General features: G+C 71.8%; 13 protein-coding genes and 1 pseudogene. 7 read left to right on the top strand and 7 right to left on the bottom strand.

All coding sequences use genetic code 11. The annotated features are described in order from the left end of the window. Nucleotides 1-47: 47 nt before the first annotated feature. Nucleotides 48-1,394 carry a phosphatase PAP2 family protein gene (locus ACH4D5_RS32410; RefSeq protein WP_398309715.1) on the bottom strand — a complete coding sequence of 449 codons (1,347 nt, stop codon included), beginning with the start codon at nucleotides 1,392-1,394 and terminating at the stop codon, nucleotides 48-50. A 173-nt stretch (nucleotides 1,395-1,567) separates the two neighbouring features. On the opposite strand from ACH4D5_RS32410, the gene ACH4D5_RS32405 reads away from it, so the two are divergent. From ACH4D5_RS32405 to ACH4D5_RS32395, 3 genes are all read left to right on the top strand, one after another. Continuing rightward, the gene (locus ACH4D5_RS32405) at nucleotides 1,568-2,020 is read left to right on the top strand and encodes an SRPBCC family protein (protein WP_398309455.1); all 453 of its coding nucleotides are present in this window, start codon (nucleotides 1,568-1,570) and stop codon (nucleotides 2,018-2,020) included. A 144-nt stretch (nucleotides 2,021-2,164) separates the two neighbouring features. Then, nucleotides 2,165-2,983, top strand: coding sequence for a MerR family transcriptional regulator (locus tag ACH4D5_RS32400; RefSeq protein ID WP_398309452.1), 819 nt, complete (start codon nucleotides 2,165-2,167; stop codon nucleotides 2,981-2,983). Nucleotides 2,984-3,027: 44 nt separating this feature from the next. After that, entirely contained in the window at nucleotides 3,028-3,960 is a 933-nt protein-coding gene (locus ACH4D5_RS32395; RefSeq protein WP_398309451.1) for a hypothetical protein, read from the top strand. Here ACH4D5_RS32395 and ACH4D5_RS32390 read toward each other — a convergent pair. The 3 genes from ACH4D5_RS32390 to ACH4D5_RS32380 form a co-directional block, all read right to left on the bottom strand. After that, nucleotides 3,954-6,119, bottom strand: a complete 2,166-nt coding sequence (locus ACH4D5_RS32390) for an ATP-binding protein (protein ID WP_398309448.1) — start codon at nucleotides 6,117-6,119, stop codon at nucleotides 3,954-3,956. The genes ACH4D5_RS32395 and ACH4D5_RS32390 overlap by 7 nt on opposite strands. 466 nt (nucleotides 6,120-6,585) lie before the next feature. Next, on the bottom strand, nucleotides 6,586-7,224 hold the full coding sequence (locus ACH4D5_RS32385) for a fasciclin domain-containing protein (protein WP_398309445.1): 639 nt from the start codon (nucleotides 7,222-7,224) through the stop codon (nucleotides 6,586-6,588). An 87-nt stretch (nucleotides 7,225-7,311) separates the two neighbouring features. Further along, nucleotides 7,312-9,384 (bottom strand): molybdopterin-dependent oxidoreductase, encoded by a 2,073-nt coding sequence (locus tag ACH4D5_RS32380; RefSeq protein ID WP_398309442.1) that lies wholly within the window; start codon nucleotides 9,382-9,384, stop codon nucleotides 7,312-7,314. A gap of 160 nt (nucleotides 9,385-9,544) precedes the next feature. Here ACH4D5_RS32380 and ACH4D5_RS32375 point away from each other — a divergent pair, with 160 nt between their 5' ends. Further along, a complete protein-coding gene (locus ACH4D5_RS32375) occupies nucleotides 9,545-10,978 on the top strand; it encodes an NAD(P)/FAD-dependent oxidoreductase (protein ID WP_398309439.1) in 1,434 nt (477 codons plus the stop codon). 18 nt (nucleotides 10,979-10,996) lie between these two features. Here the strand turns inward: ACH4D5_RS32375 and ACH4D5_RS32370 are convergent, their stop codons facing one another. Then, entirely contained in the window at nucleotides 10,997-11,797 is an 801-nt protein-coding gene (locus ACH4D5_RS32370; protein WP_398309436.1) for an anti-sigma factor domain-containing protein, read from the bottom strand. Then, the gene (locus tag ACH4D5_RS32365; protein WP_398309433.1) at nucleotides 11,794-12,378 is read right to left on the bottom strand and encodes a sigma-70 family RNA polymerase sigma factor; all 585 of its coding nucleotides are present in this window, start codon (nucleotides 12,376-12,378) and stop codon (nucleotides 11,794-11,796) included. Before ACH4D5_RS32365 ends, ACH4D5_RS32370 begins: the two co-directional genes overlap by 4 nt. A gap of 202 nt (nucleotides 12,379-12,580) precedes the next feature. Between ACH4D5_RS32365 and ACH4D5_RS32360 the strand changes: the two genes are divergently transcribed. The 3 genes from ACH4D5_RS32360 (at nucleotide 12,581) to ACH4D5_RS32350 (ending at nucleotide 13,958) form a co-directional block, all read left to right on the top strand. Next, the gene (locus ACH4D5_RS32360) at nucleotides 12,581-13,186 is read left to right on the top strand and encodes a hypothetical protein (protein ID WP_398309430.1); all 606 of its coding nucleotides are present in this window, start codon (nucleotides 12,581-12,583) and stop codon (nucleotides 13,184-13,186) included. A 40-nt stretch (nucleotides 13,187-13,226) separates the two neighbouring features. Continuing rightward, a complete protein-coding gene (locus ACH4D5_RS32355; RefSeq protein ID WP_398309427.1) occupies nucleotides 13,227-13,523 on the top strand; it encodes a hypothetical protein in 297 nt (98 codons plus the stop codon). A gap of 144 nt (nucleotides 13,524-13,667) precedes the next feature. Next, nucleotides 13,668-13,958 carry a putative quinol monooxygenase gene (locus ACH4D5_RS32350; RefSeq protein WP_398309424.1) on the top strand — a complete coding sequence of 97 codons (291 nt, stop codon included), beginning with the start codon at nucleotides 13,668-13,670 and terminating at the stop codon, nucleotides 13,956-13,958. A gap of 45 nt (nucleotides 13,959-14,003) precedes the next feature. Here the strand turns inward: ACH4D5_RS32350 and ACH4D5_RS32345 are convergent. Beyond that, nucleotides 14,004-14,084: pseudogene (locus ACH4D5_RS32345) on the bottom strand (CorA family divalent cation transporter); the annotation flags it as partial. Nucleotides 14,085-14,086 lie beyond the last annotated feature (2 nt).

Genomic DNA, 14,086 nt, shown 5'->3' with positions numbered 1-14,086 from the left:
CACGTGCGAGGTGCTGACGCGGAGTGACCCGCTGCCGACCGTCCGGCTCACACCGGTTCGGGCGCCGCTTCGGATGCCGGTTCGGATGTCGGTTCGGTCGCCTGCCGGGGTTCCGCCTGCCGCGGCGGCGGCACCGGCGCCGGCCGGGCGTCCCACCGGCGGGTGGTCCGTACGTAGGCGTAGATCACCGAGGCCATCGACAGCATGACCAGCGGCCCGGCCAGCCACGGGTGTTCGGCCATCTCCATCGGCAGGTACCGGTACGACACCAGGAGCGCGGTGAAGACCGCGGTGCCGTGGGCGACCAGCCGGATTCCCGGCCGGTCCCAGCCGCGGTCGTACGCGCGGAGGGCTCCCTCGACGGTGAGGGCGAACACCACGCCGGCCACGAGGTCGACGCCGTAGTGGTAGCCGAAGCCGAGCGTCGCGCTGAGCGTGGCGATCAGCCAGAAGGTCCCGGCGTACCGCAGCAGGCGCGGGCCCTTGCGGGAGTGGATGAAGATCGCGGTCGCCCACGCCGTGTGCAGGCTCGGCATGCAGTTGCGCGGCGTGATCCCGTCGTACGGCACCGGGTGCGGGGCGGTGAGGGTCGGTGGCGTGTGCGGCCACAGGTTGGCCACCGCCCACTCCACGCCGCCGGTGCCGGAGGTGCCAGGACCGTAGGCGAAGATCGGCCCGACCACCGGGAAGATCATGTAGATGCCCGGGCCGAGGAGGCCGATCACCAGGAAGGTGCGCACCAGGTGGTGGCGCGGGAAGCGGCGCTCGGTCACGACGTTGCGCAGCTGGTAGAGGGCGGCGACGACCGCGGCCACCGCGAGCTGGGCGTAGACGAGGTCGAGTACGTGGGCGACCGGGCCCGAGGCCTCCAGGATCCGGCCGGCCAGCCACGACGGGTTGCCAAGCGCGTGGTCGGCGGTCGCCACATACGGGTCGAGCACGGTCGGGTGGGTCTTCGCCGTGATGAGCAGCCAGGTGTCACCGGTCTTGCGGCCGGCCACCAGAAGCAGGCCGAGGCCGACGCCCTTGAGGAGCAGGACGCGTTCCTCGCCGGTACGGCGGGTGATCGCGAAGACGGCGCAGCCCAGCATCGCCCACAGCGCGCCGTTGCCGAAGAACTGGCCCTCGGGCACTTCGGCGTCGACAGCCCAGCGAACCAGCACGAAGACGACGTCGATGCCGATCGCGGCACCGGCCGCGATGAACCGCTGCCGCCAGGTGAGCACCACCATCATCAGCGCGAGACCGCCGTACAGCGGCCCCGGCTTCGGCGGGAACAGCACCTCCCGCGCCTGGTTGGTGATCGGTCCAGGGACACCGCCGTAGCGTCGGGCGGCGATCTCCAGCGCGATGAGGAACGCGACGGCCACCGCCCCCGCCGCGGCCCACAGGATCGTGCGCGGCCGGCGCAATGCGGCGAACACGGTCCCGCGGTCTATTCGTGAAAACACTCACGAACTATAGCCATGGCCGTTCTCCGCGAACGGGCCGGGAGTGAATGCTCGGGACCTGGGCACTCGGCCGGTGCACGAGGAACGAGGAACGACGTCGAAGAAAGGTGACATCCGTGTCGCAGGTCGAAGAGTCCGTGGAAGTCAACGTGCCGGTCCGTGCGGCGTACAACCAGTGGACCCAGTTCGAGACGTTCCCCGAGTTCATGCAAGGTGTGCAGCGGATCGAACAGCGCACCGACAAGCTCACCCACTGGGTGACGAAGATCGACGGCGTGGAGCGCGAGTTCGACGCGAAGATCACCGAGCAGATCCCCGATGAGCGGGTGGCGTGGACCACGGTGGACGGCCAGGCCCGGCAGGCCGGCGTCGTCACCTTCCACCGCCTGGACGACTCACGCACCAAGGTCATGCTGCAGATGCACTACGACCCCGAGGGCCTGGCCGAGACGGTCGGCGACAAGCTCGGCTTCGTCAAGCGGCAGGTCAGCGGTGACCTGGGGCGGTTCAAGGAGTTCATCGAGCGGCGTGACGGCGCGGAGACCGGCGCCTGGCGCGGCCAGGTCTGACCGCCCGCCCTCGGCACCGCAAGACGAAGGCCCGGACCGGCTGGTCCGGGCCTTCGCCGTGCCGGGCCCCGATGACCACCCGGCCGGGCGCGTGACCTCGTGCTTGACTCTCCCACCGTGTCAGGGCCTGCACTGGGAGACGTGATGTTCACCATCGGAGACTTCGCCAGACACGGCCGCGTGTCGGTACGCATGCTGCGCCACTACGACGCCGTCGGGCTGCTGCGCCCGGCCCACGTCGACCCGTCAAGCGGCTACCGCTACTACCGGGCCGCCCAGTTCGCGCGGCTCAACCGCGTCATCGCCCTCAAGGACCTCGGCTTCACCCTGGACCAGGTCCGCTCGATCCTCGACGAGGACGTCAGCACCGAGGAGCTCCGCGGCATGCTGCGGCTGCGCAGGGCCGAGCTGGAATCCGCCGCCGCCGAGGCCGCGGCGCGGATGACCCGGGTCGAGGCGAGGCTCCGGACGATCGAAAGCGAGGGCACCATGCCTACCGACGACGTCGTCGTCACCTCCCTCCCCGCGGTCCGGGTGGCCGAGCTGACCGCCACCGCGGCGAGCTACGCGCCCCAGGACATCGGGCCGGTCGTCGGCCCGCTCTTCGCCGAGCTGTGCCGTCGGCTCGACGCCGCCGGAGCCACCCCGGCCGGGCCCGGCATCGCCCGCTACGAGGAAGCGTCCGGCGAGGACCAGATCACGGTGCGGGCCGCGATACCGGTCGCCGAAGGAACGGACGCGGGCGATCTGCCGGTGGTCGAGGTGCCGGGCATCCCGCTGGCCGCCACGGTCATCCACCACGGGCCGATGGACGGCGTCCTGTCCACCGCGCACGCGCTGGACCAGTGGATCGCCGCGCACGGCTACCGCCCCGTCGGGCTCACCCGCGAGGTCTCCCTGGACTGCCCCGACGACACCGACGCCTGGGTCACGGAGCTCCAGCAGCCCATCACCGCCCTCTGACGGCCGACGAGACGACACGAGGACACGACGACACGAGGACACCCATGACGTACTACGTGGGCTCCGGCCCGTACTGCTACGCCCACTCCCTGGCCATGGTGCTCGGGGAGACGGCCCCTGCGCCCGCCGTCATCGAGGTGCTGACCGGTTCGCCGTTCGGCTTCCAGCTGAGCGCCGACAGGCTGCCGCTGTTCGACCCCTACGGCTGGGACCCCGACCTGGGCCTGGACGCGGCCGTGTCCCTGCTCGGCCTCCGCTGCGAGCGGACCGCCGGGGGCACGGCAGAGGAGGCCGGGGAGCGGCTGCGCGCGGCGGCGGCCCGGGGACCCGTCCTGGTCGGCCCCGTCGACATGGGGCTGCTGCTCCACCAGCCGGGCACACCCACCGGCGAGGACGGCGCCGACCACTACGTCGTCGTGCTGGAGGCCGACGACGGCACAGTCCTCTTCCACGACCCGCACGGCCACCCCTACGCGACGCTGCCGGTGGCGGACTTCCTCGCCGCGTGGGAGGCGAAGACGATCGACTACACCGACGCCCCGTACGTCATGCGGACGGGGTTCGTCCGGGAGCGGCAGGTCACGCCGGAAGAGGCGCTGCGGCGTTCCCTGCCGGACGCGCGGCGCTGGCTGGCGGGCCGCGACGACCTGCCCGTGCCGCCGGGAACGCTCGGCGGGGCCGCCGGCCTGGCGGCCCTGGCCGCCCGCGCGGACGGCGGACTCGACGCGGCGACGCGCGGCTTCATGGCCCACTTCGCCGTCCGCCTCGGCGCCCGCCGCGTCGCCGACGCCGCCCACTGCCTGACGTCCCTGGGACTCGCCGCCGCGGCGGCGGTCGCGACCGAGCAGTCCCGGCTGATCGCTAGCCTCCAGCACCCCCTGGTCACCGGCGACGACCCCACCCTGGCCGACCGCCTGCGCCGCCTCGCCCCGACGTACGAACGACTGCGTACGGCACTCCCGGCCGGCACTCACTGACCCTGCCGAGGGCCGGGCGCCGCCTCCGCGTCGGGGGTCAGCGGGTCGGGGGCGTCCTGAGGCGTGCGGTAGCCGTTCTGGAAGACGGCGGTGTAGACGTCGTCGCCCAGGGCCCGGCGGGCCTGCTCCTCGCAGGTCCGCCGGGTGGCGATCCATTCGGAGACTCCGAGCTGCGGCACGCCGAGGGTGTCCCACGTCCGCTGGGCGAGGCCGAGCAGGTGGGCGGTCCGCCGGGCATCGCCGGACGCGGCCGCGGCGGCGGCGAGGACGTCCAGGGCGACGGCCATCCCGAGCGAGTCGTCGAGGCGGCGCTTGGTGAGCCATGAGGCCCGGCCGTGTTCGAAGGCGGCCGCCACCCGGCCGCGGACCAGTTCGGCGCGTGCGCACATGTAATCGACGAAGGCGCGTGACCACTGCTCGCCGTGCCGGTCGCAGTCGGCCCGCAGGTGTTCCAGCACGGCGACGGCCTCGTCGACCCGGCCTTCAAGGAGGTACGCCATGCTGCGGACACAGCCGGCCGACTGGGTGGGCTGGGCCATCGGCGTACACCGGTGCCGGTCGAGGACCGCCTGGGACAGGGTGGCTGCGCGTGCGTGGTCGCCGACCAGCATCGCCGCGATCGAGGCGAGGGTGTCGGCGCGGTCGGCCGCCGCGGCGCTGCCGAACCGGGCGGCCATGTCGGCGATTTCGGGGACGCGCGCCGTGATCGCCGCCGGATCTCCCAGCGTGGCGAACACCATGCCCTCGGCCCACAGCGCCTTGCCGCGCTCCGGACTCGGCGCGCGGTCCGCGGCGAGGGCCTGCGCCAGGTAGTACTGGCCCTCCCTCGGGAACCCGCAGGCGTGCCAGAAGAACCAGAGGTTCCCGGCCAGCTCCAGTGCGGCATGTCCGTCCGGCCGCAGGAGGCTCAGGTCCAGGGCGGCGCGCAGGTTGGTGTACTCCGCGGCCGTCCGCGTGTACCAGGTGAGCTGCTCCGGGCCGAGCCACCCGGCGTCCGCCCGCCGGGCGAACGCGCGGTAGTGGGCCAGGTGCCGCCGGCGCAGGGGCTCCTCCTCGCCCAGTTCGCGCAGCCAGCACGCGCCGTACTCCCGTACGGTGTCCAGCATCCGGAACCGCTCCGAACCCTCCGGCCCCGGCAGCCAGTTGACGACGGAGTCGTCCACGAGCACGTCGAGCAGCCCCGGGATGTCGTCCTCGGGCAGGTGCTCGTCGGCGCAGACCGCCACGGCCGCGTCGGCGTCGAAGGACCCGGCGAAGACCGAGAGCCGCGCCCACAGCAGCCGTTCGGCCGGCGTGCACAGTTCATGGCTCCAGCCGATGGTGGTGCGCAGCGCGCGGTGCCAGGGCGGTACTTCCGCGCCGGGGCGCGGCCGGGGGGCCGGGGCGGGACCGTCTTCCGGAACCTCACCTTCCGGCACCCCGTCGCACTCCTGTAGGACGTCGAAGCGGTCCGGCAGCCGCTTCACCAGCTCGTCGACGGGCAGCCTGTCCAGTCGGGCCGCGGCGAGTTCGATGGCCAGGGGCAGCCCTTCGAGGAGCTGCGACAGGCGTACGACATCCGACGCGTCGGCGGCGGACACGGTGAAGCCGGGCACCGTCTCGGCGGCCCGCTCGACCAGCAGCGTCACGGCCTCCGAGGCCTCCAGGTCCTCCTGGCCCCGCGGCACCCGCAGCGGCTCCAGGGTCAGCACCTCCTCCGCCATGAGGCCGAGGCGGCGGCGGCTGGTGGCCAGGACCTGCAGCCCCGGAGCGGCGCGCAGCAGGGCCTCGGCGGCCATCGCGCACGCGTCGGTCAGGTGCTCGCAGGTGTCGAGCACCAGCAGCAGTTCCCGGTCGGCCAGATAGTCGGCCACCACGTCGAGCAGAGGCCGGGTGGACTGGTCGGCCAAGGGCAGCGCCTCCGCGATCGAGTGGGCCAGCAGGGCACCCTCCCGCAGACCGGTCAGCTCCACCCACCAGACGCCGTCCACGAACCGGGGCCGCAGCCCGGCGGCTGCCCGCCGGGCGAGTCTGCTCTTGCCCACGCCGCCCACCCCGGTCACCGTGACCAGCCGGGACCGGCCGCACAGCCGCTCCAGCTGCCGCAGTTCGGGGCCGCGGCCGACCATGCTGGTGGTCTCCGGCGGCAGGTTTCCCGGCCGCCGCTCAGTCGGCTCCATCGATGTGCCTTCCTGGCCCGGACAGAGCGGTGCGCCCCCCTTGCCCCCTCACGTTCCGTGAGCGGGAGAGTAGTCCGGATCTCCGTTGGCGTCCGTGGCGTGGCCACAGATGCCGCGAAATGACAGATCAGGACAGGAAGGCGTCGCAATCTGATGCGGGCCTGAAACCGATGCCGATGCCGATGCCTATGGCTATGCCTATGTCACTCCGCCGACGGCCGCGGCAGATCACCCGGCGGTGAACGCGAGGATCTCGCGGGCCACGGCGTCAGGGTCGGCCGGGTGGCGGCGAGTGAACCGGTGGCCGTGAGAAGGGGGGTGGGCGTGTGCCCGGGCGCCGTCCACCCGGCGGTGCCGCCCATGGCGTGTCATGCTGCGATGCCCGAACGGACCCTTGCGGAACCGCACATGTTCCTGCGGTTCCGCAAAAGGCCCGTCCGTGGATGCGACCGTCGATCGGGGTGCGTCAGCTCTTGGGCATGAGGACCGTGTCGATGATGTAGACGTTCGCGTTGGCGGTCCTGACGTTGCCGCAGACCACGTCGGCCGAGTCGTTCACCTTGTACGACTCTCCCGAACCGGACGTCGTCAGCTTCGACTTCTCCAGGGTCTCGTAGGAGCCGTTCTTCAGGTCGTCGGGCGCGATCTTCTCACCGACCACGTGGTAGGTGAGGATCTTGGTGAGCTGTGCCTTGTCGTTGAGGACCTTGTCCAGATCGGCCTTGGGGATTTTCGCGAAGGCGTCGTTGGTCGGCGCGAACACGGTGATGTTCTCGGCGTTGTTGAGCGTGTCGACGAGGCCGGCCTTCTTGACGGCCGTGACCAGCGTGGACAGGGCCGTGTTGTTGGAGGCCGCGGTGGCCACGGGGTCCTCGGCCATCCCGTCGAAGCTGCCCTTGCCGTCCTTGGGCACGGAGGAACAGGCGGGTCCGAACGGCTCCGTCATGCTGCCCGTGGCCGGGTCGGCGGCCGACGACTTGGCGGTGTCGGACGAGGCGCTGTCCTTGTCCTTGCTGTCGTCGGAGCAGGCCGTGAGGGCCAGCGGGAGGAGGGCGACCGAGGCGACGGCGACGGCGGCACGGCGGAAACGGGGTGCGGTGTTCATGACTTCTCCTATGGACAAAGCGGGGGTTGGGGGGGCGGGGGAGTGGAGTGGGGAAGATGAGGGGGAGCCGGGGGAGCCCGGCGGGAGTCAGATGACAGTGACCACCACCGAATGACGGCCGCTGGCCCCGTCCGGGATCGTGCGGGTCCGTTCGCCGGTCTGGACCGCGCCCGTACGGTCGGTCGCCCGCACGGCGAGGGTGTGGCCGCCGGGGGTGGCCTGCCAGCGGTAGGACCACTGGCGCCAGGTGTCCCGGCTGTCCTCGGCGGCCAGGTCGGCCGGCCGCCAGGGGCCGTCGTCGACGCGCACCTCGACCTTGTCGATGCCCCGGTGCTGCGCCCAGGCCACCCCCGCGACCATCACCGTGCCCGCCTTCGGCCGGGCCAACGGCTTGGGCGTGTCGATACGGGACTGCGTCTTGACGGGCGCCTTGCGGGCCCAGTCCCGCTTCACCCAGTAGGGGTCGTACGAGTCGAATGTCGTCAGCTCGATGTCCTCGATCCACTTGCATGCGGAGACGTAGCCGTACAACCCCGGGACCAGCATGCGGACGGGGAAACCGTGCTCGAACGGCAGCGGTTCGCCGTTCATGCCGAGCGCGAGCATCGCGTCGCGGCCGTCCAGCACGTCCTCCACCGGAGTGCCGATGGTCATGCCGTCCACGGACCGGGCCACCAGCTGGTCCGCGCGGCCGCCGCGGGAAGGGGGTACGACCCCGGACTCGTCGAGCAGTTCCGCCAACGGCACCCCGATCCAGCGGGCATTGCCCACATAGGGCCCGCCGACCTCGTTCGACACGCACGTCAACGTGATGTCCCGCTCGATCAGTTCGCGGCCCAGCAGCTCCGCGTAGGACAGGGTCCTCGCGCGCGCCACGCCCGTGCCGTGGATCCGCAGGCGCCAGGTGTCCGCGTTCACCTTCGGCACGACGAGCGCGGTGTCCACCCGGTAGAAGTCCTCGTTGGACGTGACGAAGGAGCTGATGCCCGCCACCCGCAGCTGTGCGCCCTTCGGCACGGCGGGGGCGGCCGAGCCGGGCGTCGGCAGCACGACGCTGCCCCGCGAGGCGACGGCATCCTTGCCGCTCGCGGCATTCAGCGACTTCCCGAAAACCCAGGCACCGGCCGACGCGGCAGCGGCGGCGGTAGCGGCGATGACGAATCCACGCCGGTCCCACGAGCGAGCGGTGACCGCCTGCGGCGTGCCCCCGGAAGTAGCCGGTGCCCGCTCAGTCTGCGGCGTGCCCCCGGAAGCGGCCGGTGTCCAAGCACTCTGCGGCGCGTCCCCGGTGGCCGCCGGTGCGGGCACGGTCTGCGGCGCGCCGCCGGAAGTGGCGGGTGCCGGTGCGGTCTGCGGCGCGTCTCCGGTGGTCGCCGGTGACCGCGCAGCCTGTGGCGCGTCCGCGGAACTCTCCGGCTCCCGGCGGCGGTTGTCGTACGTGGACGATGCCTGCGGCGTGTCCTCGGTGGCCGCCGGTGCGGGCGCGGTCTGCGGCGCGTCGCCGGAAGTGGCCGGCGCCCGTGCGGTCCGCGGCGCGTCCGCGGAACTAGTCGGCTCCCGGCGGCGGTTGTCGTACGCGGACGACGCCTGCGGTGCGTCCTCGGTGGTCGACCGTGCCCGCGCAGCCTGCGGCGCGTCCTCGGGGCAACCCGGCTCCCGGTGGCGGACATCGTCTGCCGACGGATCTGTGACCAACAAGCGGCCACTGAGCCCGTACAGCAGCCCGGCCGCGGCGACGGCGCCTGCCAACGACGGCAAGGCGTCGCCCGCGCCGGTCGAGTCGGGCCGCCCGGTCGCGGCGAGCGCGCCGACCACACCGAACAGCGCCACCCCCACCGCCGCGACGACGCGGTGTCGCAGAGCGACCACCCCCAGCGCCACGGCTGCCAGGGCGAGCACGGCGAGGATGCCCAGTTGCAGGACGAGTTTGTCGTTGGTCCCGAACTGCTGGATGGCCCAGTCCTTGACGGGCGCGGGCGTACGGTCGATCGCCGCCCCGCCGACCGCGACCACGGGCCCTGCCTCCGGGCGCACCGCGGTGGACACCAGCTCGGCCGACGCGAGGGCGGCGAAGGCGGCCAGCAGCCCGCTGAGGGCACCTGCCGCGGCCCGCCACCACCGGTCCGCGGGGCCTCGCCGTGTTCTTCGGTCTGTTCTCACATGGGGTATCCGGTGCGGAGAGCCGCACGGATTGGTCTCCCCCTTGTCCTTTCGCCTTCTGGCTCCCCTGCCCCGTTTGCTCCCCTGCCCCCTTGCCGCTGAACCCGGCGTACCGCTACCGTCCGGCGCTGGGGAGCGGTCCACGCCGAGTGGGGGTCCGATGAACCAGGAACGGCAGGTCGTGGTCGTCGGTGGCGGGCCCGCCGGCTCCACCGCGGCGGCACTGCTCGCCAGGCAGGGCTTCGACGTACAACTGCTGGAGCGGACGCGCTTCCCCCGCTACCACATAGGGGAATCGCTGCTGCCTTCCCTGCTGCCCGTGCTCGACGTGCTGGGCGCGCGGGACGCGGTCGAGAACCACGGGTTCGTCCGCAAGACGGGAGCCTTCTACGGCTGGGGCGGCCAAGAGTGGCCGTTGGGCTTCGACGAGCCGGGCAGACCGGCCGCGTACAGCTTCCAGGTCGTCCGTGCGGAATTCGACCAGCTCCTGCTCGACCACGCCCGACGGTCAGGGGCGGAGATACGGGAGGAGACCCCGGTGAGCCGGGTCGCCCTTGAGGGCGGATCCGACGGCCGGGCCGGGGAGGTCCACTGGTCGACGCGCGGTGGCGGCAGCGGCAGGACCGGCTTCGGATTCCTCGTCGACGCCTCCGGGCGCGCCGGGCTCCTGTCGGCCAGGCAGCTGCGCACGCGACGCTTCCACGAGGCGTTCCGCAACGTCGCCACCTGGGCGTACTGGCGCGGAGCGCGCCCCCTCGCGGCGGCGCCCAGCGGGGCCATCGGAGTCTTCTCGCTCCCCGAGCACGGCTGGTTCTGGGCCATCCCGCTCCACGACGGCACCCTCAGCGTCGGCCTGGTCACCGACAAGCGGTCGTTCAACGACGCCAGGAACGAGCACGGCGGCTCGCTCGACGCCGTCTACCACCAGGCACTCACCCGGTGCCCCCTGCTCGCGGGCATGCTGTCCGGCGGGCGCCAGGTGTCCCCGCTCAAGGTCGAGAGCGACTACTCCTACGTCAGCGACGAGTTCTGCGGCCCGGGCTGGTTCCTCGCCGGCGACGCCGCCTGCTTCCTGGACCCGCTGCTGTCCACGGGCGTACACCTGGCGATGTACAGCGGCCTCCTCGCTGCCGCCGCCATCGGCAGCGTGCTGCGCGCGGAGATCGACGAGACGCAGGCCCGTCGCTACTACCAGATCGCCTACCGCAACGCCTACGAACGGCTCCTCGTCCTCGTCAGCGCCTTCTACCGCATCCACGACGGCCGCGACGCCTACTTCCGTCAGGCCCAGACCCTCAGCAGCCGCGACCAGAGCGGGCTGCGCCTGCACGAATCCTTCCTGAACATCGTCACCGGCGCGGAAGACCTCCACGACGCCCGGCGCGACCCGGTCGCGGTGTTCCTGCGTAAGCTCCGCCCCGCCGACGGCGACGCCGCACGACGGCCCGGCCTGGGCGGCCACGGGACGAGCCAGCTGGTGCCGCTGCCGACGACCGAGGAGCACGCCGCCGCGGGCCTGCTGCTCACGCTCGACCCGTACCCGCGACTGCGTCCCGCCCGGACCCGCCACCCGCACCGGGACCCGGCAGAGTGACGAAGCAGCGGGGCCAGGTCAGGAGGGAAAGTCCATGAGGGCCACCGGCGCGGTGGTCGGGCGGGCCGACCCGCCGGCCGGCTCCAGGGTGATGCCCATGCCGGTGGCCCGGTCGACCGGACCGTCCATCAGCATCGCCTCGGTGCCCCGGCCGGAGTCCATGAGTCCGGCCGGGCGCATCGCACCGCCGTCGTCGAACCACAGCTGGTAGACCTTCCCTCGCGGGGGTTCGGGCAGCCCGGCGGCGATGAACACGGCCTGGTTGCGGCTGTCCGACACCACGACGGTGCCGCTGGCGCCGTCGCCGAGCCGACCGGTGCGGGACTTGACGTCGGGGGCGGCCAGCACCGCCGCGAGCTCCTGCGACTGCTGCTGGACCTGCTCCCGGGCCTGCTCCTGGGTCTGCCGGGCTTCCTCGCGGGCGTCCCGGGCCTGCTGGTACTGCCAGAGGGCGGTCCCGCCGAGGACCGCGACTGCGGCGACGCAGGCGGCGAGCGCCCATTGGGGAACGCGACGGTTCCGCCGCACCGCGGGATCCGGGACCCGCCCCTCGTCGGCGGCGGGGCGGCCCGGCTCGGCGCGCGGAACGTCCTGACGGACCGTGGCGATACGGCGCAGGACGTCATCCCGCATGCCCCTGCGGGGCGAGACGGCAACCGCCAGCCCCAGGCGGGACGCGGTCTCGGTCAGCTCCCGCACCTCCTGTGCGCAGGTGTCGCAGTGGTCCAAGTGCCCCTCGACCGCCGCGCGTTCGTCGTCGTCCAGCGCGTGGACGGCGTAGGCGCCGGTCAGCGTGTGCGGATCGTCGGCGATGCTCATGCGTTCACCCCCAGGCAGTCGCGCAACCGGATGAGGCCGTCCCGCAGCCGGGTCTTGACGGTGCCCAGAGGGACGGCGAGGAGTTCGGCCACCTGCCGATAGGTCAGACCGCGGTAGTACGCCAGGGTGACGGACTGGCGCTGCAACTCGGTCAGCGTACGCAGACACCGGCGCACCTGCTCGCGTTCCAGACGGGTCTCGACCTGCTCGCTGACCTCGTCGAAGTCCGGGGTCCGCGCCAGCAGGGCGGCCTTCTCCTCCCGCGCCGCGGAGGCCACGACGGAACGCACGCGGTCCACCGCACGGCGGTGCGCGAGAGTGAGGATCCAGTTCATCGCCGTGCCCCGGTCGGGGCGGTAGCGGGGCGCGGTGCGCCAGACCTCCACCAGGACGTCCTGGGCGACCTCCTCGGACTGGGCGTGGTCGCGCAGCACACCGCGCACCACGCCCAGAACAGGACCGGCCACGGCGTCATAGACCCCGCCGAACGCCTCCTGCTCACCCCGGGCCACCCGCCCGAGCAACTCCTGCAAGTCGGGCCCTGGCGCCGCCCGAGCCCCGATGTGCACAACTTCTTTCACGCGGTGAGCCTCCAGCACACAAGTCGCCTGTCCCCGATGATTCGTGGCCGACAGCGCCGCGGATTGGTCCGGAAGACTCGAAAGGAGAGGAGCCGTCCCGTCGACCACGGCCAGTCCCGCTGCTCGAAGATGAAGGTGGTCCTGACCACCGACACCCTCATCGCACACAGAACACGGCAACGATCAAGTGAAGGACACGGGCATGCGTGCACGAGGCATCAACTACGACACTGGGTTTCTCCCGGGGGAAGAGCTCTCCCGCAAGAGCTTCACCCCGGAGACAGTCCGGCACGACATGGCGGTGATCTCCGGGGATCTCCACTGTGACGCCGTTCGCATCTCGGGACGAGAGCCTGAACGGTTGAGCATCGCTGCAAGACACGCTGCGGCCGCCGGCCTTGAGGTCTGGTTCGCCCCCTTCCCCGTGGACCTGCCCCGCGACCAGTTACTGCCGTTCTTCGCCGACTGCGCAGCCCGGGCCGAAGCCGTACGGGAGACCGGCGCCGATGTGGTGTTCGTCGCGGGCTGCGAGATCAGCGCGTTCTGCGGTGGTTTCCTCCCGGGCGAAACCTACGGCGACCGTATGCGGGCCATGGCAGCCGCGGACATGGAGTGGTGGTCCTCCCTCGGACCGGTGCAAGAACGCCTCAACGCCTTCCTCTCCCAGATCGCCGCGACCGTCCGTACGCACTTCGGCGGGCAGGTCACCTACGCCTCCGGCCCCCTGGGAATCCGTCGACTGGGGTGCGTTCGACCTCGTCGGCATCGACGCTTACCGGGCCGCCTACAACGCCGACAGCTTCTATGAAGAGCTGCGTGGACACCTCTCCCACGGCAAGCCCGTCGCGGTGACCGAGTACGGAACCTGTGCCTACCAGGGCGCGGGAGAACGCGGCGGCATGGCCTGGCAGGTGCCCGAAGGCGCGGTCCCGGATGAGGACGAGCAGGCGCGCTACCTCACGGAATTGCTGGACATCTTCGAGGAGGTGGGCGTGGACACCGCGCTCTGGTTCACCTTCGCCGGTTACAGCAGGCCCGGGGAGAAAGACCTCGGCTCCTACGGCGTCGTCAGGATGCTCGACGAGATGCGCTGGGAACCGAAGAAGGTGTTCCACACGATGGCAGCCCGGTACCAACGCGGCTGATGTACCACCCAAGGGCCGGGCAGGCCCGGCGAGAAGCCCGACAGTCAGGCCGCCCGCCTGCGCGAAGGCTCACGCGGCGTGGCGGACCTCGGCTGTAGCCTGTCTGCCGCTAGTTGGCACACATGTACGCATTAAGGAGTAGTGATGTTCGACCTCATCGTCATCGCGCACGTTCCCAAGGCCGAAGACATCACTCCGGTTGCTGACGCTCTGGCCCGCATGCGCCCGCTGTGCCTTGCCGAGGACGGCTGTGTCAGTTGGGAGGCGTACCACTCGCACGAGGATCCGGCCCGGTTCGTCCTGGTCGAGCGCTGGGCGACTCGGGGCCACTGGGAGACCCACGATGCCGGCGAAGCCATCCAGAAGATCTATCTGCCCGAGATCATGCCGCGCATCGAGCGCGAGGTGCACCCGAGCGCTCCGGTACGGCTCTGAAGCCAGGTTCTCCTTGCGCCGCGATGCAGACGTTGGCCGATCCTAGCCGAAGGCCCAGTTCAGCTCGGGCATCGTGTCGAAGTTCATGCCGTAGATCGTGCCGACCAGGGTGGGGGCGAACAGGATCG

Source organism: Streptomyces sp. NPDC018029, from assembly GCF_044327655.1.
Classification (GTDB): Bacteria; Actinomycetota; Actinomycetes; order Streptomycetales; family Streptomycetaceae; genus Streptomyces.
This window is presented reverse-complemented; position numbering and strand designations above follow the sequence as displayed.

Coding starts and splice junctions, on each gene's coding strand:
- ACH4D5_RS32400 (WP_398309452.1), top strand. CDS start 2,165: ATGTTCACCATCGGAGACTTCGCCAGACACGGCCGCGTGTCGGTACGC.
- ACH4D5_RS32395 (WP_398309451.1), top strand. CDS start 3,028: ATGACGTACTACGTGGGCTCCGGCCCGTACTGCTACGCCCACTCCCTG.
- ACH4D5_RS32390 (WP_398309448.1), bottom strand. CDS start 6,119: ATGGAGCCGACTGAGCGGCGGCCGGGAAACCTGCCGCCGGAGACCACC.
- ACH4D5_RS32385 (WP_398309445.1), bottom strand. CDS start 7,224: ATGAACACCGCACCCCGTTTCCGCCGTGCCGCCGTCGCCGTCGCCTCG.
- ACH4D5_RS32370 (WP_398309436.1), bottom strand. CDS start 11,797: ATGAGCATCGCCGACGATCCGCACACGCTGACCGGCGCCTACGCCGTC.
- ACH4D5_RS32375 (WP_398309439.1), top strand. CDS start 9,545: ATGAACCAGGAACGGCAGGTCGTGGTCGTCGGTGGCGGGCCCGCCGGC.
- ACH4D5_RS32360 (WP_398309430.1), top strand. CDS start 12,581: ATGCGTGCACGAGGCATCAACTACGACACTGGGTTTCTCCCGGGGGAA.
- ACH4D5_RS32350 (WP_398309424.1), top strand. CDS start 13,668: ATGTTCGACCTCATCGTCATCGCGCACGTTCCCAAGGCCGAAGACATC.